Below are 20,634 nucleotides of genomic sequence, written 5' to 3'. Positions count from 1 at the left end.
TCAGGATCGCAGGCTGCGATCTTTTCGGCTCAACGCTCGCTTTCTGTCCGTCGACTGCTGACCTCAGCCGGCACATCATCCCCGGCCATGCGCTTGCGGAACAACGCCGCACGCGCCAGCAGCAGGGTGGTGACCGGCATGGTGATCGACAGCAGTATCGGGATCAGCCAGGCGTGCAACACCGGACTCGACTGGAGTGCCGAGAAAAAGATGATCGACGCCAGCGCCACGCACCAGGCGCCCAAGGTCGAGGCCAAAGCCGGTGGGTGCATGCGTTGGAAGTAGTCCTTCAAGCGCAGCAGGCCGATGGCACCGATCAACGCGAACAGGCTGCTGGCCACCAGCAGGGTCGCCACCGGGATCTCGACCCACAAAGACAACTGACCCAGCTCATTCATTCGATCACCTCGCCACGCAACAGGAATTTCGCCAGGGCAAACGAGCCGACGAAGCCGAACAGCGCGATCAGCAGCGCCGCTTCGAAGTAGGTGTCACTGGCATAACGGACCCCCAGCACCAGCATCATCAGCATGGCGAGGATATACAGGTAATCCAGCGCCAGAACCCGGTCCTGTGCCGATGGACCTTTGAACAGGCGAATCAGTGTCAGTCCCATCGCCAGCGAGAAAATGAACAGGCTGAACAGAACCGCATTCGAGAGCAGGGCACTCATTCGAAAATCTCCATCAAGGGGCGCTCATAAGTCGCCTTGAAGTGCTGGATGAAGTGCGCTTCGTCATCCAGATCGAACACATGCAACAGCAAAATGCTGCGATCCAGCGCCAGTTCCGACCAGACCGTACCGGGAATCACTGTGGTGATCATCGACAGCGCCGCGAGGCCGTTGGCGTCACGCAGGTCCAGTGGCACCTTGATGAACTTCGAGTGTGGCGGCCGCCGCCCGGCGTTCAACACGCCCCAGGCGACGGCGAGGTTGGACGCCAGCACGTCACACCCGACCAGGAAGATCAGGCGCAGGATTACCCCGGGACGACGAATACGGATCGGCAGCGGTCGCAGCTTGCGCATCATCAGTGGTGCGCAAAAACCCAGTATCGCACCCAGTAGCAGGTTGCCCGGGCTGATGGACTGGTTCAGCACCAGCCACAGCAGCCAAAGGGCCAACGACAACCAGGGGGCAGGGAACAGACGTTTCATGGTTGCACCTCCTGCATCGCAGCCTTGGCTTCGGGGCTGGGTACGGCGCGGGTGCCGAGTACCGCCATCACGTATTGCTGCGGATTGTTCAAGGTGTCGGCGGCCGCCTGGGTGTAACGCATCAGCGGTTCGGCCTTGAAGGTCAACACGATGCTCAAGGCCAACAAGGCAAAGATCGGTACGCATTCCAGGCGTCGCAGCACCGGTGACGGGCGTTCTGCGGGCGTCCAGAAACGCTGGATACCCAAGCGCGAGAAGGCGATCAACGAGGCCAGCCCGGACAGGATCAACAGCGCCAGCAGGCTCCATGCCGCGTTCGATATCGGCTGTTCCCCCGAGGTGCCGAGGCCCAGCGGGTTGAGCAGGGCACTGAGCAAGCCGAGCTTGCCGATGAACCCGGAGAGCGGCGGCATGCCGATGATCAGCAGGGCGCAGGCAATGAAGCTCAAGCCCAGGAAGGCCATGGTCCAGGGAATTACCTGACCGACCACGGCTTTCTGGTCGTCGTCGAGGTTGATGCCCTTGCTCGGCGGTGAAGATTGCGATGGTCGCGGTAGCGCTTCGATTTCATCGTCCAGCGGCATCTCGATGGCGGTGCGCGAGCGTTCGATCAGTTCCGCCAGCAGGAACAGCGCGCTCAGCGCGAGGGTCGAGCTGACCAGATAGAACAGCGCCGCGCCGATCAGGCTCGGCTGGGCAAAACCGATGGCCGACAACAGGATGCCCGCCGACACCATGATGCTCAGGCTGGCCATGCGCTCCAGGCGCTGCGTGGCGAGGATTGCCAACGCCGCGCAGATAATTGTCGCCATGCCGCCGTAGGTCAGCCAGTCGCCGCCAAAGTATGCCGACGCACCGGCCTGGCCGGAGAACAGCAGGGTCCACAGACGCAGCAGGGTGTAGACGCCGACCTTGGTCATGATCGCGAACATCGCCGCCACCGGGGCACTGGCCGAGGAGTAGGCCGGGGCCAGCCAGAAGTTCAGCGGCCACATCCCGGCCTTGGCCAGGAATGCCACAGCCAGAATCGCCGCGCCGGCATGCAGCAAGCCGCGATCGGCTTCCGGCACCAGCGGGATCTTCAGCGCCAGGTCGGCCATGTTCAGGGTGCCGGTGACGCCATAGATCAGCGCGGCGCCAATCAGAAACAGCGACGAGGCCAGCAGGTTGATCGAAATGTAATGCAGGCCCGACGACACCCGGGCGCGCCCGGAGCCGTGCAGCATCAAGCCGTAAGACGCCGCCAGCAGCACTTCGAAAAACACGAAGAGGTTGAACAGGTCGGCGGTCAGGAAGGCTCCGTAGAGGCCCATCAGTTGAATCTGGAACAGCGCGTGGAAGCTTGCGCCGGCACTGTCCCAGCGGGCCATGGCGAACAGCAGGGCGCTGACGCCGATGATCCCGGTCAGCACCAGCATCAGCGCCGACAGGCGATCGACCACCAGCACGATGCCAAAGGGGGCCTGCCAGTTGCCCGGCAGGTAGACGCCGATGGAACCAGGCACGCCTTGCGCCTGGGTCCACTGCAGCAACAGTACGGAAATCCCCAGGCCCAGCAGGCTCGAGAACAGGTTTATCCGGGCTTTGAGCGGGCGGTGTTTTTCGCCGAGCATCAGCATCAGTGCCGCCGTCAGCAACGGCAGTAGTATCGGTGCAGCGATCAGATGGGGCATCCAGCTCATTCTTTAGGCTCCCGGCCATCGACATGGTCGGTACCGGTCAGGCCCCGGGACGCCAGCAGCACCACCAGGAACAATGCGGTCATGGCGAAACTGATGACGATGGCGGTGAGTACCAGCGCCTGGGGCAACGGATCGGTGTAATGCAGCAAGTCCTGGGGCACGCCGTCCTTGATGATCGGCTCCTTGCCGATGAACAGGCTGCCCATGCTGAAGATGAACAGATTGACCCCGTAAGACAGCAGGCACAGGCCCATGACGACCTGAAAGGTCCGTGGGCGCAGCACCAGCCAGACCCCGGAGGCAGCCAGTACGCCAATGGCAATTGCGATGACTTCTTCCATCAGGCAGCTCCTGGCTTGGCAATGGGTTTAGGCTGGCTGCCCGGCTTGTGGCCACGCACCGATTGGTGCGCCAGGGCAGTCAGGATCAGCAGTGTCGAACCTACCACCACGGCATACACGCCGATGTCGAAGCCCAGCGCACTGGCAATATGAATCTCGCCCAGCAACGGCAACCCGAAATGCCAGGTGTGGGTGGTCAGGAACGGATAACCGACGACCATTGCACCCAGGCCGGTGAGTGTGGCGAACAGCAGTCCGGTGCCCATCCAGCGTACCGGTCGCAGGCTCATCTGTGCCTCGACCCACTGAGTGCCGGCGACCATGTATTGCAGGATGAACGCCACCGACATCACCAGGCCCGCGACAAAACCGCCGCCCGGTTGATTGTGCCCGCGCATGAACAGGTAGAACGACACCACCACTGCAACTGGCAATAACAACCGGACCAGCACCGCCGGGACCATCATGAAGCCCAGCGCGGTATCGCTGGCGTGACGCGGGTTGACCAGATCAGTGACCACGTCCGGTGCCAGCAGGCGCTGTTGTGCCGGTAGTTGCATGCTTTCTTTCGGTGGACGGAAGCGTCGCAGCAGGGCAAACACGGTCAGCGCCACGGCCACCAGCACGGTGATCTCACCGAGGGTGTCGAAGCCGCGGAAGTCCACCAGCATCACGTTCACCACGTTGCTGCCGCCGCCTTCGGGCAACGCACGACTGAGGTAGAACGAGGAAATATCGTTCGGTGTCTGGCGGGTCAACATGGCGTAGGCGAGCAGCGCCATGCCGATGCCGACCGCGCCCGACAGCAGCAAGTCGCGCAAACGGCGAGCCCGCGCCTTGGGCACGCTGCCGGGCAGTGGCGAGACCTCTTCGATCCGCCGTGGCAACCAGCGCAGGCCAAGCAGGATCAGCACGGTGGTCACCACCTCGACCACCAATTGGGTCAGGGCCAGGTCCGGCGCCGAGAACCAGACGAAGGTGACGCAGGTCATCATGCCGCAGACACTGACCATCGTCAGGGCCGCGAGTCGGTGGTACTTGGCTTGCCAGGCGGCGCCCAACGCGCAGGCAATCGCCAGCAACCAGAGCGTGACGAAGACGATCGAGCCGGGGATCTTTGGCCGCTCGCCCCAACTCAAGCCGCTGTGCAGCAGCGGAATCAACCCCGCCAACACGGCCACCAGCACCAGCAGGAACAATTGGGTTTGCAGGCGCTTGGTACTGACCCGCCGCTCAAGCCGTCGAGCCAGGCGCATCATCACCACCAGGCCGCGTTCGAACAGGCGCTTGCCATTGAGGCGGCCAATGAGAGGCGGGTAGTTGAACCGCCCGCGTTTGAGCTGATTACGCAGCAGCAGGTACACAACGATACCGGCGGACATGGCGATCAAGCTCATGATCATCGGCGCGTTCCAGCCGTGCCAGATCGCCAGGCTGTATTCGGGCAAGGTTCCACCCACCACCGGCAGGGCCGCAGCGGCGAGTAACGGGCCGACCACCTGGGCCGGGAAAATCCCGACCACCAGGCAGGCGAACACCAGCAACTCCACTGGTGCACGCATCCAGCGCGGCGGTTCGTGCGGGGTGTGCGGCAGGTCGGTGGCGGTTGGGCCGAAAAACACGTCTACGGTAAAGCGCAGCGAATAGGCGACGCTGAACGTACCGGCGATGGTCGCAACGATCGGCAGGGTAGTCTCGATCCAGGCCGAGGCATTGATGAACACGGTTTCGGCGAAGAACATTTCTTTCGAGAGGAAGCCGTTGAGCAACGGCACGCCGGCCATCGAGGCACTGGCGACCATCGCCAGGGTCGCGGTGAACGGGATCAGTTTGACCAGGCCACTGAGCTTGCGAATGTCGCGGGTGCCGCTTTCGTGGTCGATGATCCCGGCGGCCATGAACAGCGAGGCCTTGAAGGTCGCGTGGTTGAGAATATGAAACACCGCCGCGACGGCGGCCAGCGGGCTGTTCAGCCCCAGCAACAGGGTGATCAGGCCCAAATGGCTGATGGTCGAGTAGGCCAGCAGGCCCTTGAGGTCGTTCTGGAACATCGCGCAGTAAGCGCCGAGCAACAATGTACAAGCGCCAGCCCCGCTGACGATATAGAACCATTCTTCGCTGCCGGACAGCGACGGCCACAGCCGTGCCAGGAGGAAAACTCCGGCCTTGACCATGGTCGCCGAGTGCAGGTAAGCCGAGACCGGTGTCGGAGCGGCCATGGCGTGGGGAAGCCAGAAGTGGAAGGGGAACTGGGCACTTTTGCTCAAGGCGCCGATCAGGATCAACGGCAGCAGGATGGGGTACAACGCATGGGCGCGAATCAGATCGCCGGCGGCCAGGACCTTGTCCAGGTCATAGCTGCCCACGACATGGCCGAGCAGCATTACCCCCGCCAGCAGGCATAAACCACCGGCACCGGTCACCATCAGCGCCATGTAGGCGCCACGGCGAGCATCGGCGCGGTGGTGCCAATAGCCGATCAACAGGAACGAGAAGAGGCTGGTCAGCTCCCAGAAAAACACCATTTGAATCAGATTGCCGGAGATCACCAGCCCGAGCATGGCGCCCATGAACGCCAGGAAGAATGCAAAGAAGCGTGGCACCGGGTCGTCCGGCGACATGTAATACCGCGCATACAGCGACACCAGCGTGCCGATGCCCAGCACCAGCATCGAGAACAGCCAGGCGAAACCGTCCATGCGCAGGACGAAATTCAAGCCCAGGCTCGGTAGCCAGAAGAACTCTTCGCGAATCACGCCACCGTGGGCGATTTGCGGATACAGCAACGCCACCTGGACGGTGCCGATCAAGGCAACCAGGCCAGCGAGTATCGATTCAGTGTTACGCGCGTTGTGCGGCAGCAAGGCCGCCAGACAGCTGCCAATAAAAGGCAGAAGCAGTAGAACTATCAGGGACATAGGCTTCTAATCTGCGGAAGTTTGTGAAGGATCATACGTGCCGAGCCCCTGATCACCAACTGCCAAGCTGTGGCAGGATCCTACAAGGTAGGCTGAAAACGCCTGATTCACATTGTTTCGAAGCGCAGTATTCGACCGCTCTAACGCCATCGCGGGCAAGCCTTACTTCTACAGGTGGTGAGATCCTGTAGGAGCAAGGCTTGCCCGCAATAGCAATATTGCAATGACCACCGAAACAACGATTGTCAGCTCTCGGACTCGTGCTCCAACTCATCCGCGGTTTCAGCCGCAGCTTTACCCTTGGTCTTCAACTCACTAACAATCACCGCTGCGACAATTAACCCCGCACCGAACAGCGCCAGCCCCGGCAGCCGTTCACCCGCCAGGCGCCCGGCGATACCGGCCCAGACCGGTTCGCCAGCGTAGATCAGCGTCGCACGGGTTGGTGAAACGCTTTTCTGCGCCCAGTTCATCGCCACCTGAATCGCCGCACTGGCGGCGCCCAGGCCCACCGCGCTGGCCAGCAGCAACCAGGAGAAACCGGGAAGCGTTTCCTGAGTTGGCACAATCATCAAAAATGCCAGCACCGAAGTGGTCGCCAGTTGCACCACGGTGACCCGGCGCACGTCGACCCGGCCAGCATAAGTGCTGATCAGAATGATTTCGGCGGCGATGGCGACGGCGCTGATCAGCGTGGCGATTTCCCCGGAGCTGAAATTCAGCGACGCCCCGGCAGGGCCGGAGAGCAGCATCAACCCGGTAAACGCCAACATGATGCCAATGCTCGGCATCAACCCCGGCCGACGCCCCAGCACCAGCCATTGCAGCAAAGGCACGAACGGCACGTAAAGCGCAGTGATGAACGCCGATTGGCTGCTGAGAATGGTCTGCAAGCCAACGGTTTGCAGGCCGTAGCCGAGCATGATCGCCACACCAATGAACGCGCCGGCTTTGAGTTCAAACAGGGTCAACTCACGCAGGCTGCGCCAGGAGAACAGCGCGACAATACTCGCCGCTGCAGCAAAGCGCAGGCCGACGAAAAACATTGGCCCGCTGACCGTCATCGCATGCTGCACCAGCAGGAACGTCCCGCCCCAGACCATGGTGATCAGCACCAGCACGCATTCAGCCTTGCTGAACCGTGAGAAAAAGGTAGAGGGTTTGGAAGTATTCACCGACGTCATGGCCTTGCGCACTACCTGAGGGGGACGCACAATGCGCCCGAAGTTGGGCAGTATACTGCGCAAACCTACTAAGTGAGCAATATAGTGCACAAAGATTCCGGCCAACGAGCCTCCGTCCTGCAACACGTCAGCCAGAACGTCCGACGCCTGCGCCATGCCGCAGAGCTGAGCCAGACCGCATTGGCGGAAAAATCCGGAGTCAGCCGCCGGATGCTGGTGGCCATCGAAGCCGGTGAGAAAAACGTCAGCCTGACCACCCTCGACCGGGTGGCCGAAGCCTTGGACGTAGCCTTCAGCGACCTGATTCAGGCCCCCGAAGTGCGCGACCCGAGCCGCATCAACGAACTGGCATGGGCCGGTTTGATCCCCGGCAGTAAAGCGGTGCTGTTGGCCAAGGCCAATGCCAGTCGTGAAGTCGAACTTTGGGAGTGGCGACTGGAACCGGGCGAGGAATACGTTTCAGAGCCGGATGCCGATGGCTGGAGTGAACAGCTGTATGTCTTCGAAGGCAGCCTGACGCTGGTGCTGGGGGATGAAGAGCGGATTCTCGCGACAGGCGAGTTTGTCAGCTTCGCCAGTAACCGGCCTCACGCCTATCGCAATGATGGGACGGTGGCGACGCGGTTTGTGCGTAATGTGGTGCTCTGAAACAGATCATCGGTCCCGATAACCATCCAGTGATACATTTCAGACATTCCCCTCGATCCGTGAGAACCGCATGACCGAAACTCTTGGCGGACAAGCAACAGACATTATTCGCAACGCCGACATCCTGATCGTCGGCGGTGGCTTGAGCGGCGCATTATTGGCCATGCAGTTGCTGCGTTTGCCCGGCAAGCGTCAGGTGCTGGTGATCGAGCCTCGCGCCGAGTTGGGCCGGGGCGAGGCCTATAGCGCGGTTGAATTGGGCCATACGCTGAATGGCAATGCCGCGCGGATGGGTGTCGACCCGGACAACCCCGATGACCTGACCCAATGGCTGAGCGCATTTATTGCCAATGGCGGTTGGCCGGAGTCGGACCAGCAGTCGGTGCCGGTCGCCGAGTTGTTCCCGCCTCGGGGCATTTTTGGTCTGTACGTGCAGCAGCGGTTGGCCGAAGCCCAGGCCGTCGGCGCGCGTTATGGTTCAAGCGTCGAGCATGTGCGCGGGGAAGTGGTCGACCTGCAAACCGATGAACACGCGACATTACTGACCTTGAGTGATGGTTCACGGTTAAGCGGCGCTTTTGCGGTGCTGGCGACCGGCTTGTTCCCGGCTGCGCGAACCCCACAAACCGAGTCCAGTGGCTTGAACGCTGCAGCCGTCGATCCTTGGGATGTGGCGGCCATGACACGGCTTGATCCGCAATCGACGGTATTGATCATCGGCTCGGGCCTGACCATGGTCGATGCCGTGGTGTCGCTGGAGCAGGCCGGGCATCGTGGACCGATCGAAGTGTTTTCCCGTCACGGCTTGCTGCCGCATGTGCGTCGGCAACCGCCGGCGTGGGTGGATTTTCTGGCCGAAGATCCCGACATTCGCAGCCCGCGTCAGTTGATGCATGAACTGCGACGGCATTGCCGTGCGGCGATGGCGGAGGGTATCGACTGGCAGGCGCCGCTGGATACCGTGCGGGCGCATATCGGGCGGCTCTGGAGCCAGGCAACGGATGTGCAACGCCGGCAGTTTGTGCGTCATGTGCGGCCATGGTGGGAAAGCCATCATCACCGGTCGCCGCCCTTGAGTGCAGAGCTGGTGGCGCGTTTGCATCAGTCAGGGCGCTTGCGAATTCAGGCCGCTTCGTTCAAAGGCCTGGCGCCCTCGGCGGACGGACGGGTGAGCATTTTCATTCGTCGGCGCGGGGAGTCTGAAGTGACGGTGGTCAGTGGCGACGCGCTGATCAACTCCAGTGGCATCGAATACGACTGGCGCCGGGTCGCCCGACCCTTGCCGCAGCAACTGCTGGCCCGCGGCTTGATAAAACCGGGGCCATTGGCGCTGGGGATCGCAGCGGATCCGAGCGGGGCGGTCATGGATGCCGAGGGGCAGGTTGCCCAGCGCTTGTTCGCCATGGGCCCGCCCCTGCGTGGAATGTGGTGGGAAAGCACGGCGGTGACTGACGTGGCGAGCCAGGCCAAGGCGTTGGCACTACAGCTGGCGCGCTGAGCGTTGCCATGACGCAGCGCTGGAGCGATCAGACCTCCCTGATATTGACCCAGCGCTGCTCCCGCGCCGCCAGTCGAATCGCCGCCGCCAGGCGCTCCACTTCCCAGGCCTCCTCGAAATCCGTGCCGTCCTGGCCTTGTCCGGCCAGGGCCATGATCAGCGCATGCACTTCCAGCGTCTTCAACTCGTTGTAGCCCAGTTGATGCCCCGGTGCAGGGCTGAATGCCGCGTAGCCGGGCAGATTCGGTCCGGCCAGTAAACGCTGGAAACCGTCCTGGCCGGCGCGGCACAGGCGTAACTCATTCAAACGCTCCTGATCGAATGCCAGAGTGCCCTGGGTGCCGCTGATCTCGAAACTCAGGTGATTCTTGTAGCCGTGCTTGAGCCAACTGCTGCTGAAAGTGCCACGAGCGCCGTTGGCAAAGCGCAGCAGGGCGTGGGCCTGATCGTCGACGGCAATGCTGCGTTGTTCCAGGCTGCCCGCTGTAGCTGGACGCTGACGGTGCACCGTTTGGGTATCGGCGCACACCGCCTCGACATCGCCCACCAGATAGCGTGCCATGGCCAGCAAATGACTGCCCAGGTCCGCCAGCGCGCCGCCGGCATGTTCGGCCTCGCAGCGCCAGGACCACGGCGAGTTCGGGTCAGCCATGAAGTCTTCGCTGAATTCGCCTTGAAAGCTGATGATCTCGCCCAGGTCGCCATTTCGAATCAGCTCGCGGGCTAAGCCAATGATCGGGTTGTGCTGGTAGTTGTAGCCCACGCGGGTGACCACGCCGGCTGCTTTGGCCGCCAGGTGCATGGCGTTGGCTTGCTCAAGGCTGACTGCCAGCGGTTTTTCACAGTACAACGGTTTTCCGGCGGCTATAGCGGCCATGGCCATTGGGTAGTGAAGATGGTTGGGGGTGGTGATAGCGATCAGGTTGACCTTGGGGTCGTCGATCAACTGTTGCCAGTCACTGTGGGCCCGTTCGAAGCCCCAGGCCGTGGCGCACGCTTGTGCGCGAGCAGGATCGGCGTCGGCAAGCGCGGCGAGGCGCAGCGTGAAGGGCAGTTCGAAAGCCGCGCTGACATTGCGAAAGGCCAGGGCGTGGGCACGGCCCATGAAGCCCGTGCCGATAAGTCCGATTCCGAGTTCGCGCATAACTGGGTCCTTTGGATTTTTGTTTTCAGGATGCCTAGTTATGGAATAAATATTCTCTAAATGCAATTGATGGAATTAAAATTCCTTAATCTCTGGGATGACCTTCTTCCCTGTGGGAGCCGGGCTTGCCCGCGATACAAGCGCCACGGTACGACAGATGCACCTCGCTGATGCAATCGCGGGCAAGCCCGGCTCCCACAGGAGACAGAAAATCAGGACAGGAAACCACCGTCCACATTCAGCGAAACCCCAGTCGTATAGCTCGACGCATCACTCGCCAGATATAACACCGCACCGGCCATTTCGCTTGGATCCGCCACACGCTTGAGCGGAATCTGCTGCAGCGCGGTCTTCAGGATCGCGTCGTTTTTCACCAGCGCCGAGGCGAACTTGGTGTCGGTCAGGCCTGGCAGCAGGGCGTTGCAGCGGATGCCGAACTGCGCGCATTCCTTGGCGAAGACCTTGGTCATGTTGATCACCGCAGCCTTGGTCACCGAGTAGATGCCCTGGAAGATACCCGGCGAAATACCGTTGATCGACGCGACGTTGATGATGCTGCCGCCACCGTTTTCGCGCATCAGCTTGCCGGCTTCCACCGACATGAAGAAGTAGCCGCGAATGTTCACGTCGACGGTTTTCTGGAAGGCACTGAGATCAGTGTCCAGCACATTGCAGAACTGCGGGTTGGTTGCGGCGTTGTTGACCAGGATGTCCAGGCGACCGAATTGTTCGCGAATACTGGCGAACACTTGAGTGATTTGTTCCATTTCACCGATGTGGCAAGCGATAGCGGTGGCTTTGCCGCCGTCGGCGATGATCGCGTCGGCCACGTGCTGGCAGCCGTCGAGTTTGCGACTCGATACGATCACGTGGGCGCCTTGCTGGGCCAGCAGTTTGGCGATTGCTTCACCGATGCCACGGCTGGCGCCGGAGACGAAAGCGATTTTACCGTCGAGGTCGAACAAATGGGTCTTGGACATGGTTTTTCCTTGAGGTGGGCAGGCGCCGGGCGCGTGATCAGAGGCTGGATTTCTGGATGACTTGCAGGCTCATCTGCTCCAGCAGCTTGTTCATGTGGATGAACTGCGCGAAGCGTTTGTCCTGGGTCTGGCCATGGAAGAAACGGTAGTAGATCTGCTGCACGATACCGGCCAGGCGGAACAGCCCGTAGGTGTAATAGAAGTCGAAATTGTCGATCTTGATCCCCGAGCGCTCGGCGTAGTAATCGACGAATTCGCGCCGGGTCAGCATGCCGGGGGCGTGGCTCGGTTGGCGGCGCATCAGTTGCACTGGTGCCGGGTCGCCGGCTTCGATCCAGTAGGCGAGGGTGTTGCCCAGATCCATCAGCGGATCGCCGAGGGTGGTCAGTTCCCAATCCAGTACGCCGATGATCTGCATCGGGTTGTTCGGGTCGAGGATCACGTTGTCGAAGCGGTAGTCGTTATGGACGATGCTTGACGTCGGGTGGTCGGCGGGCATCTTGTCGTTGAGCCAGTCCTTGACCGCTTGCCAGCTCGGCGCATCAGGCGTCAGGGCTTTTTCGTAGCGCTCGCTCCAGCCATGAATCTGCCGGGCGACATAACCTTGCGGCTTGCCCAGGTCGGCCAGGCCACAGGCCTGGTAATCAACGCGGTGCAGTTCGACGAATTTGTCGATGAAACTCTTGCACAGGGTTTCGGTTTTAGCGGCGTCGAGGCCCAGTTCCGCTGGCAGTTCGGAGCGCAGGATGATCCCCTTGACCCGTTCCATTACATAGAACTCGGCACCGATCACCGATTCGTCAGTGCAGTGCACGTAGGCTTTCGGGCAATACGGGAAACCGTCCTTGAGCTGATTGAGAATGCGAAACTCACGGCCCATGTCGTGGGCGGACTTGGCCTTGTGGCCAAACGGCGGCCGACGCAGCACGAACTCTTGCTCGGGGTATTCGAGCAGATATGTCAGGTTTGAAGCGCCACCGGGGAACTGGCTGATCTGTGGCAACCCGCTCAGGCCCGGAATGTGCGCCTTGAGGTACGGATCGATCAGGCTGGCATCAAGTTCTTCGCCAGAGCGGATACGGGTGGACTGGTCAGTAAGCGCCATGCTTATCCCTTCTGCTTATTTTGGAGGCCAGACATCATTGACTAATCTAATGGCGTGCCGGGGTCGCCACAAGCGCGGCAAGGTCTTATAGGTTAGCGTGTTGCTGGATAATCAGCGTTCCTGATGTGCGAGAGCAGGCTCGGCGAACTATGGTTCAGAGGAGCATCGCTTTCAGGAAGGAGATTCGACATGGGCTGTCCGCAAGTGTGCGCCACCGCGACCCTGCAATGCAGTTTCGGTGCGGCACCGGGGGTGCTCAACGTGCTGCCGGTAAACCGCACGCTGACCGGCGGCATGCCGGCGGCGAACATCATGGATCACATTCCGCTGCTGAACATCATGCCGTTTGGCATGTGCATGAGCCCAGCCAATCCAATGGTCGCCGCCGCCACCGCCGCCGCCCTCGGCGTGCTGACGCCGATGCCGTGCATTCCGGCCACCGCCGCCCCGTGGATGCCCGGAGCACCGACCCTTTTGCTGGGGGGAATGCCTGCCCTCGATGCCAACTGCAGCTTGATGTGCAACTGGGGCGGGGTGATCAAGATTGCAATGCCGGGGCAGATGCAGATGCTTATTCCCTGATCCGAAGAGCGCCGCTGCCCTTGTAGCAGCTGGCGTAGCCTGCGTTCGGCTGCGTAGCAGTCGTCAATCCATTACACGCGGTCGACCCGAAAGACCGCGGCGTCTGACTTCACGACTGCTGCGCAGCCGAACGCAGGCTACGCCAGCTGCTACAGGTCTGCGTCAGGCCTGTGTTGGATCGGCCCAGCGCCGGTACCACCAGCGCATCCGCGAGATCGGTTTGCCCTCGGTATCCAACGGTCGTCCATCGCTGGCAAAGCCTTGTTCAGGTTCAAGCAACTGACCGTTGAGGTAGCGGGCGTTGACGGCGGGTTTGCCGTTAGGGTGAAAACGCTGGTAAACCCCTTCACGCACACCGTCGCGATAACACTCCAATTCAGCCACTTTCCCATCGGGGAAATAGTTGGTTGCTTCGCCATGCAGCAGGCCTCGGCGATACGTGGCTTTGCGTTGCAGCCAGCCTTGCGGCGCATAAAACGTTGCGACACCTTGTAACTTGTCATGCTCAAAAGGCAGTTGTGCCGACAGCTTGCCATTGGGGTGATACAGCAGGCTCCTGCCTTGCAGTTCGCCCTGGCTGTAATTCAAGGCCGCCTGGGGTTTTCCGGCTTCCTTGATGTGCAGCGGACCTTCCAGCCGGCCGTCGAGCATTCGTCCGTCGAGCCGGCTGTCACCGCGTTCCAGTTCCAGTTTGTCCGATGACATCCTCGCTCGCTCCTCAATTGACCTTCACCAGTCCGCCCTTGATGGTCAGCATGCCGCCGCCGTCCACGGTCTGCTCGGCGCCGCCTTTGTTGGTCAGGCTGACCCCTGCATCATTGGTCAGCGAGGTGCCGGCCTTGTTGGTCAGCTCCGTGCCCGCCTGATTGCTCAGGGAGGTGCCGGCTTTCTGACTGATCGAGGTGCTGGCCTGGACCGCCAGATCGGCGCCACTCTTGATCGCGAAACTGCCACCGCTTTGCAGTGTGAGAGTGCCGCTCACTTTTATGGTCAGGTTGCCGTCCACCGTCAGGCTGTAATCGCCAGTGACCTTGTGCTCGTAGTTGCCGCCGGTGCTGTGCTTCTGATCGGCGCCGACCTTCACCGTGCGGCTGTCCTTGACGTCGAGGCTGTCGCTGCCGGTCTGGATCGTCACGCTGCGTTTGCCTTTTTCCAGGGTCACGGTCTCGTCGCCTTCCTTGACCGTGCGCGTGCGGGCGTTCTTTACCGTGAGGATTTCGTCGTGGCCGACGCTGGCGGTGGTGTCGTTGAGCACGTTGATCTTGAAGTCCTTCTGCGCCTGCAGAAACACCTCTTCGGCGTCCTTCTTGTCCTCGAAGCGCAACTCGTTGAACCCGTCGCCACCTTTGGATGAGTGGGTCTTGATTCCGGATTGGGTCTGGTTCGCTGGCAGCGCATAGGGCAGGGCGTTATCGCCGTTATAGACGCAGCCGGTGACCAGTGGCCGGTCCGGGTCGCCGTCGATAAAGGTCACGATTACTTCCTGACCGATCCGTGGCACAAACTGCATGCCGAAGCCTTTGCCACTCCACGGCAGCACCACGCGGACCCAACAGGAACTGCTTTCGTCATTCTTGCCGTCACGATCCCAGGGGAACTGCAACTTGATCCGGCCGTACTGATCGGTCCAGATTTCCTCGCCGGATTTGCCGACCACCAGCGCCGTTTGCGTATGCATCCGCGGCTTGGGCGTAATCCGCGCCGGGCGATAAGGCGTGGCCTTGGGAATGGCTTCGAAGCGGTTGCGGTAGCTGTCGTGACTGGCCTCATGGGTGACCGCCGTCACCACCCAATCGATATTCAGCGTCGGGTCATCGTGACCGGCCAGCGTGAACCAGTGCCCCGGCACCAGCCAACGGCAATCGCTCTCGCCGACGAAGCGTTTCTCCTGACTGCGCAAACCGTCCACCCGCTGCTTGGTCAGCGCATCGCCCCGGGCCTTGGCGTTGTAACCGCCCGGATGTTCGTAGATAGAGCGCGGCCCGGCCACTGCTTCAGCCTGATCGTAGAGGGACGTGGTCGGTGTGGTGAACTCATAATCCGTCGCCCGATACACCCCGGCCACCGCCTGCACACAGACTTGTCCGGAACGGATGCCATGCAATTCGCGCTCGCCCATTCGCTGCCCGAGATACGTCACCTTCGGCCCGTTGGGGATTGGCACAAAAGCGTCGTTGCTGTCCCCAAGCACCAGCGTGTGCTTGCCGTCTTCATGGGTGAAAAACCAGAAAATCCCTTCCTCTTCCAGCAACCGCGAAACGAAGGCGAAATCGGTTTCACCGTACTGCACGCAGTACTCGCGTGGGGTGTAACTGCCGGTGAGCTTCAGCTGGAAATCGGTGAAGCCATGGGCCTTGAAGATTGTGGTGACGATGTCCGAGGTGGCGAGGTTCTGGAACACCCGGTTGTTACTGGCCAGGGTCAGCCACCAGAGCCATGGCCTTAGAACAAGCTGATAGCGCTCGGCGGTGGCGTCGGCGGGGAGTTGGCGGATCTCGGCGACCAGTGCATCGAGCGGGCGGGTCAGGGCGTCGTTGTGCAGGGTAGTGGTGACGTGGGTGGCGACGGCGCTGGCCAGGGTGAGGGACGCGCCGTCGTTGAGGCCGTTGAGGGTTTGCGAACCGAGGGCGTTAAGCGATTCTTCGCCGGACAGCGACTCAGGGTAAAGCGCCGACAGTGAGGTGGCGGTGAGGGATAGGCTGGTGTTGCTGTCGGTGGTGCGGGGCATCGAGCAACCTCAGGTGATGGTTAATGGCTCAGCAGCACAGTTAAAAGTAAATTCGTTCCATTTTTCTCTAATTTCTTTGCAGTGGTTTGGTTTTATTATTCAAACGTGGTGATGCAGGAGGTGAAAGACGATACATAGCTTTCGTATAGTGTTGCGTTGTGGTTTTTTTCGTCTGGGTAAGACAATACGCCGCATGAATAGACGCCCCAGTTGTTTTCGTGTTTAACGCAAACTATTGTATTTGACAAATACAGTCCGAACTTTCCCGGGTGCTTGTTCATTGCGAACACTATCCCAAGACCAATGCCTTTGTTTGCCCCACCTGACACTGGCGGGCCAGCATAATCACGGTAGTTGACTCGGCAAACGGTATTCTCATTGGGGGTCAGGTGTATCCCGTTAGCATCATGGTTAAAAATATAGCTGTTCTCCCTCTTGTCAACTTGAAGTGCGCATCCATTCATGCCGCCAGTGAATGCTATTGTTCCTGTGGGGCAATTTCCTGGGATATTGCAATTGCCTACTTCTCCGGGTAGGTAGGGGAAGAAGTAATCTGCACCATTTCCGGATTGCGCGGAGAGCTGGAAGACCGTTTCGCTCAGCTTGCTGCAGATTATGCTGCACGCACCGCCTTTTTTTACCAGCTGTTCATCCGGCTTTGATTGGTAGCTCATGTTGGAGCAGGCTTTAGATGGGTCGACTCTCAATAGGCTTAATGCTTCCGACGCTTTCATTGTTTGCGTCCTGTTTTAATGTTGGATGAGGGGAGGTCGTTACGGTGGAGGGAGCATAACTGGATACATAGGCTTGTTTCGACATTGGATTTCATTTGGCTCTCCCGCCTTTTTTTGGTTTTTTCCCCGTTTGTATGGCGAAAACACCATTTTTGTCATTGTCATTATCTCGGTTTGAAAGAAGATAAATCTTGCCATGTGGAGGTGAGTAGACAATGCTGCCTGGGTCCCAGTAGGTGTTTGAGTGAGTGGTGCGGTAATCAATGATTTTGATGCCTGTACATCCCATCTCACTCAAAAAAGAGTTCAGGTAAGCAGGGAAGTCCATGGCTGCTACTTCTTGGGTTGCCCACGTAAGGTTAGGGCCAAATGCGTGTCCTGCTCCAAGCCATATATCGAGATTGTTTAGTGTGCCCATGCATAAAATCATGTCGCGAATAGTAAAGCACGCCTTATGATAGTTTTCTGTCTGGTTCAACGTGCTGTTCCAGATATGTGACAGACATCCAATACTTTCCTTGTGAACCACTACATTCAAGCAGGGTGCTGCGCCCGTTGTGCCAATGGGCGCAGAGTCGGAGTAGCCCCAGTCATCCATATCTATTTGGTAACAATCGGTTGGGTTTATGGCGGCGCTTAGGCCGAGTTCAATTGTCAGGCGCGGCATAAGCTCACCATTCGGGTTGAAAAGGGGCAGGCGAAAAGGGGGGTAGATCTATTTTCAGCGTCGCCTAAGTAGTCCGCGGCTGTTAAAAATAAATCTGCCTCCTTTTCCTGGTCGCAATCAAGCATGTAATAACCCCATAACTAAGTCGCTTCGCCTTCTGAAAATTTCTTCCCGATCAGTTTCTGCATCAGTATTGTTAGCTCACCCAGCAGGTTCTCTGGCTGGGAGGTGATTGTATGGGTGGCTGTGGATATTTTTGCCTTCTTGCCTTCTTCTTTCATCAGGCTTTTAGAAGATGTTTTAACATCAAGCTCTTTGTCTTCGTCAACTTCAAGCTGGTAATAAATCGAACCATTGTTTGTTCCTCCGACCAACGTGACATGGAAATAAGTCCACATCCCGGAGTCATTGGGGACAATGGATATATGAGCCCTGTTCTGACCGATCTTGAGACCGTCAAGCACCAGCATCCCGGCGCGGGTAGTCGTCACCAGCCCGGTTCCACCAACCGCGCCAATCACCTCCACGTCCTCGCCGTAGATTTTTCCAGTGTTGATGATTGAGTTCACCAAGGGCGTCCAGGGATCGTGTGTGGAAATATTTGCCGCCGTGAGTGTGGATTGCGCATATGCCATGATTTTCGTCACTCCTGTAAAAGAAAAAGCATTCAAAAAAACCGCTTTCATCATTACTGGGCAACCGGAGGAGGACAGCTATTCCAGCACCCACTCCGCCAACTTCCCCGTCACCTGCGTCATCAACACATTCTCGACATCCCGAGCACCCGCAGCGCTGCACTTGGCCAACACCGCCTGCACAATCCCGGCATCAAACTCGAATTGCTTGCCGGTCGCGGCCTTGTACCGGCCACGCAATTTCTCCAGTTTCGCCAACACTATCCCTTCCAGCGTCGCCTCATCCAACGGCCGGTACGCCACCACGGTCATGCGCGCGAGAAACGCCGGGCGGAAGGCTTTCAGCAGCACGTTGTGCAGGGCTTCGGTGAAGGCATCGCTGTCGAGTTGCGCGGTCGGTGTGTCGAGCAGCAGTTCGGCGCCGACGTTGCTGGTGGCGAGCATCACGGTGTTCTTGAAGTCCACCACCAGGCCGGTGCCGTCTTCCATCAGGCCTTTGTCGAAGACGTTATAAAAAGCCTCCAGCACATCCGGGTGGGCTTTTTCGATTTCGTCCAGCAACACCACGGAATAGGGTTTGCGCCGCACGGCTTCGGTGAGCACGCCGCCGCTGCCGTAGCCGACGTAGCCGGGTGGGGCGCCTTTGAGTTGGCTGACGGTGTGGGCTTCCTGGTATTCCGAAAGGTTGATACTGATCAGGTTGCGTTCGCCGCCATAGAGCGCGTCGGCCAGGGCGTAGGCGGTTTCGGTTTTGCCGACGCCGGTGGGGCCGACCAGCAGGAACACGCCGACCGGTTTTTGCGGGTCGGTGAGGCCGGCGCGATACGCCTGCAAGCGTTGGGCGATGGTGTTCAGCGCAGTGCGTTGGCCCATCACCCGTTGGCTCATGCGCTGGCCGAGGGTGCGCACGGCGTGGGCTTCGTCGGCGAGCATCTTGCCCACCGGGATGCCGGTCCAGCCGGCAATCACCGCGGCGACGGTTTTCGCATCGACTTGCTCCGGCACCAGCGGGTCGTCCTGGCGAATGGCGTCGAGGCCGGCTTCCAGGCGCAGCAGTTCAGCGGCCAGATGGTCGAGGCGTCCATCGGTGACGTCGTCCGGTTTGTCGTTGTCGGCGCGTTCGCTCAAGGCCAGCAGCTCGCGCCGGGTTTCCAGCAGCTCGCGCACGGCGACGCGTTCTTCGCCCCAGCGGATCTCCAGTTCGCGAATGGCCTGCACGTTGCTGGTGGACTCGGTCTCGAGCACGGTAATGCGCTCACGGTGATCGAGGCCGGTGGCCTGTTCGCGGCGCAGGCGTTCGACTTCATCCTTGAGGCTTTGCTGGCGATGACGCAGGCTTTCCAGTGGAGGCGGTACGTCGTGTTGCCCGAGGGCGACTCGCGCGCAAGCGGTGTCGAGCACGCTGATGGCTTTGTCCGGCAGTTGCCGGCCAGAGATGTAGCGGTGGGACAGTTTCACCGCCTCATGAATCGCCGCATCCAGGACCTGCACGCCGTGGTGCTGTTCGAGTTTGGCGGCCACCCCGCGGAGCATTTCCACGGCAGTGATTTCATCCGGTTCTTCGACCTGCACCAGTTGGAAGCGCCGGGCGAGGGCCGGGTCTTTTTCGAAGTATTTCTTGTATTCAAGCCAGGTGGTGGCCGCCAGGGTCCGCAATTCACCACGGGCCAGCGCCGGTTTGAGCAGGTTGGCGGCGTCGCTGCCACCCTCGACACCGCCGGCACCGATCAGGGTGTGGGCTTCGTCGATGAACAGGATGATCGGTTTTTCCGCGCTGCGGACGGCATCGATCACGCCTTTGAGCCGTTGCTCGAATTCACCTTTGACCCCGGCGCCGGCCTGCAACAGGCCAAGGTCTAGGACCCGCAGACTGACTTCTTGCAGCGACGGCGGTACGTCGCCGGCGGCGATGCGCAAGGCCAGGCCTTCGACCACCGCGGTTTTGCCGACGCCCGGCGCGCCAACCAGGATCGGGTTGTTCTGGCGACGGCGCAGCAGGATGTCGATGCACTGGCGAATTTCGCCGTCACGCCCGACGATGGGATCGATGCGCCCGGCATGCGCGTCGGCGGTCAGGTCCTGGGTGAACTGATCAAGTATCGAGTCCTGTTTCTGCTGCGTTTTGCCGGCGGTTGCGGCTACCGCACGGGCGGCGCCGACGTGCTCGCGGGAGCTTTCGGTCCATTCCAGCAGATTGTTGCGTAGAGCGTCCCGAGGAATCCGCAGCAGCGACGAAGCACTGTTGAGCAACAGGCTGCGGCGTTCATCACGGTCAAGCAGCGCCAATAACAACAGGCCGGAACGGATGCTCTCAAGGCCAAGCACGCTGGCCTGCACCACGGCATCTTCCAGCAAGCCGATGGTGTGTGCCGAGAGTGCCGGGGTGCGGGTGCTGCCGGTCTTGAACAGTTCCAGGGCCTTGTTGATTTCCGCCGTCAGGGCATCGGGTTCCAGGCCGAAGCGCGGTAGCAGGTAGGCGAAGTCGCCACCTTCGATATCCAGCAGTTCAAGCAACAGGTGCTCGATTTCAACGTAATGATGACCGCGTTGCAGGCAACGCTGGGCAGCCCGTTCCAGGGCGCGGCGGTTGTCTGGGTTGAGGCGTCCGATCAGGCTGGCCAGTTCCATGT

At 60.3% G+C, this 20,634-nt stretch carries 19 protein-coding genes; 3 read left to right on the top strand and 16 right to left on the bottom strand.

Annotated elements, in window-relative coordinates; genetic code table 11:
* Positions 1-29 precede the first annotated feature (29 nt).
* From AC1RJ3_RS09220 to AC1RJ3_RS09190, 7 genes are all read right to left on the bottom strand, one after another.
* The gene (locus AC1RJ3_RS09220) at positions 30-398 is read right to left on the bottom strand and encodes a Na+/H+ antiporter subunit G (RefSeq protein WP_493078536.1); all 369 of its coding nucleotides are present in this window, start codon (positions 396-398) and stop codon (positions 30-32) included.
* Positions 395-673 carry a K+/H+ antiporter subunit F gene (locus AC1RJ3_RS09215; protein WP_019690998.1) on the bottom strand — a complete coding sequence of 93 codons (279 nt, stop codon included), beginning with the start codon at positions 671-673 and terminating at the stop codon, positions 395-397. The genes AC1RJ3_RS09220 and AC1RJ3_RS09215 overlap by 4 nt, the downstream gene beginning before the upstream one ends.
* Positions 670-1,158, bottom strand: a complete 489-nt coding sequence (locus AC1RJ3_RS09210; RefSeq protein WP_347929634.1) for a Na+/H+ antiporter subunit E — start codon at positions 1,156-1,158, stop codon at positions 670-672. The genes AC1RJ3_RS09215 and AC1RJ3_RS09210 overlap by 4 nt, the downstream gene beginning before the upstream one ends.
* A complete protein-coding gene (locus AC1RJ3_RS09205) occupies positions 1,155-2,840 on the bottom strand; it encodes a monovalent cation/H+ antiporter subunit D (protein WP_054596754.1) in 1,686 nt (561 codons plus the stop codon). The genes AC1RJ3_RS09210 and AC1RJ3_RS09205 overlap by 4 nt, the downstream gene beginning before the upstream one ends.
* Positions 2,837-3,181, bottom strand: coding sequence for a Na+/H+ antiporter subunit C (locus AC1RJ3_RS09200; protein WP_003202835.1), 345 nt, complete (start codon positions 3,179-3,181; stop codon positions 2,837-2,839). Before AC1RJ3_RS09200 ends, AC1RJ3_RS09205 begins: the two co-directional genes overlap by 4 nt.
* A complete protein-coding gene (locus AC1RJ3_RS09195; protein WP_493078533.1) occupies positions 3,181-6,099 on the bottom strand; it encodes a monovalent cation/H+ antiporter subunit A in 2,919 nt (972 codons plus the stop codon). The genes AC1RJ3_RS09200 and AC1RJ3_RS09195 overlap by 1 nt, the downstream gene beginning before the upstream one ends.
* A 245-nt stretch (positions 6,100-6,344) precedes the next feature.
* The gene (locus AC1RJ3_RS09190) at positions 6,345-7,373 is read right to left on the bottom strand and encodes a DMT family transporter (RefSeq protein ID WP_347929636.1); all 1,029 of its coding nucleotides are present in this window, start codon (positions 7,371-7,373) and stop codon (positions 6,345-6,347) included.
* Here AC1RJ3_RS09190 and AC1RJ3_RS09185 point away from each other — a divergent pair.
* Together AC1RJ3_RS09185 and AC1RJ3_RS09180 are read left to right on the top strand one after the other, a co-directional pair.
* Complete coding sequence (locus AC1RJ3_RS09185; RefSeq protein WP_054596757.1) at positions 7,368-7,931, top strand: helix-turn-helix domain-containing protein; 564 nt, start codon at positions 7,368-7,370, stop codon at positions 7,929-7,931. The genes AC1RJ3_RS09190 and AC1RJ3_RS09185 overlap by 6 nt on opposite strands.
* Before the next feature lie 70 nt (positions 7,932-8,001).
* Positions 8,002-9,429 carry an FAD/NAD(P)-binding protein gene (locus AC1RJ3_RS09180; protein WP_347929637.1) on the top strand — a complete coding sequence of 476 codons (1,428 nt, stop codon included), beginning with the start codon at positions 8,002-8,004 and terminating at the stop codon, positions 9,427-9,429.
* A gap of 28 nt (positions 9,430-9,457) precedes the next feature.
* Here the strand turns inward: AC1RJ3_RS09180 and AC1RJ3_RS09175 are convergent, their stop codons facing one another.
* The 3 genes from AC1RJ3_RS09175 to AC1RJ3_RS09165 form a co-directional block, all read right to left on the bottom strand.
* Entirely contained in the window at positions 9,458-10,573 is a 1,116-nt protein-coding gene (locus AC1RJ3_RS09175; RefSeq protein WP_347929638.1) for a Gfo/Idh/MocA family protein, read from the bottom strand.
* Positions 10,574-10,785: 212 nt separating this feature from the next.
* Positions 10,786-11,553, bottom strand: coding sequence for an SDR family oxidoreductase (locus tag AC1RJ3_RS09170; RefSeq protein WP_347929639.1), 768 nt, complete (start codon positions 11,551-11,553; stop codon positions 10,786-10,788).
* A 37-nt stretch (positions 11,554-11,590) separates the two neighbouring features.
* The gene (locus tag AC1RJ3_RS09165) at positions 11,591-12,658 is read right to left on the bottom strand and encodes a phosphotransferase family protein (RefSeq protein WP_103315198.1); all 1,068 of its coding nucleotides are present in this window, start codon (positions 12,656-12,658) and stop codon (positions 11,591-11,593) included.
* Positions 12,659-12,847: 189 nt separating this feature from the next.
* Between AC1RJ3_RS09165 and AC1RJ3_RS09160 the strand changes: the two genes are divergently transcribed.
* A complete protein-coding gene (locus AC1RJ3_RS09160; protein ID WP_054596762.1) occupies positions 12,848-13,240 on the top strand; it encodes a DUF4280 domain-containing protein in 393 nt (130 codons plus the stop codon).
* 162 nt (positions 13,241-13,402) lie between these two features.
* On the opposite strand, the gene AC1RJ3_RS09155 is transcribed toward AC1RJ3_RS09160, so the two are convergent.
* The 6 genes from AC1RJ3_RS09155 to tssH all read right to left on the bottom strand — a co-directional run bounded on the left by AC1RJ3_RS09155 (position 13,403) and on the right by tssH (position 20,632).
* A complete protein-coding gene (locus AC1RJ3_RS09155; protein WP_493078529.1) occupies positions 13,403-13,945 on the bottom strand; it encodes a toxin-antitoxin system YwqK family antitoxin in 543 nt (180 codons plus the stop codon).
* Between the two features lie 13 nt (positions 13,946-13,958).
* The gene (locus AC1RJ3_RS09150) at positions 13,959-15,968 is read right to left on the bottom strand and encodes a type VI secretion system Vgr family protein (RefSeq protein WP_493078528.1); all 2,010 of its coding nucleotides are present in this window, start codon (positions 15,966-15,968) and stop codon (positions 13,959-13,961) included.
* A 95-nt stretch (positions 15,969-16,063) separates the two neighbouring features.
* Positions 16,064-16,702, bottom strand: coding sequence for a hypothetical protein (locus AC1RJ3_RS09145; protein ID WP_493078526.1), 639 nt, complete (start codon positions 16,700-16,702; stop codon positions 16,064-16,066).
* Positions 16,703-16,793: 91 nt separating this feature from the next.
* Positions 16,794-17,369 (bottom strand): hypothetical protein, encoded by a 576-nt coding sequence (locus AC1RJ3_RS09140; protein WP_493078524.1) that lies wholly within the window; start codon positions 17,367-17,369, stop codon positions 16,794-16,796.
* Positions 17,370-17,509: 140 nt separating this feature from the next.
* The gene (locus tag AC1RJ3_RS09135) at positions 17,510-18,058 is read right to left on the bottom strand and encodes a hypothetical protein (protein WP_493078522.1); all 549 of its coding nucleotides are present in this window, start codon (positions 18,056-18,058) and stop codon (positions 17,510-17,512) included.
* A gap of 24 nt (positions 18,059-18,082) precedes the next feature.
* On the bottom strand, positions 18,083-20,632 hold the full coding sequence (gene tssH / locus AC1RJ3_RS09130) for a type VI secretion system ATPase TssH (RefSeq protein WP_493078520.1): 2,550 nt from the start codon (positions 20,630-20,632) through the stop codon (positions 18,083-18,085).
* Positions 20,633-20,634: the final 2 nt, after the last annotated feature.

The organism is Pseudomonas sp. GW822-FHT04C11, assembly GCF_058800905.1.
Note: the sequence above shows the minus strand (reverse complement) of the source record. Positions and strands in the feature narration are given on the sequence as shown.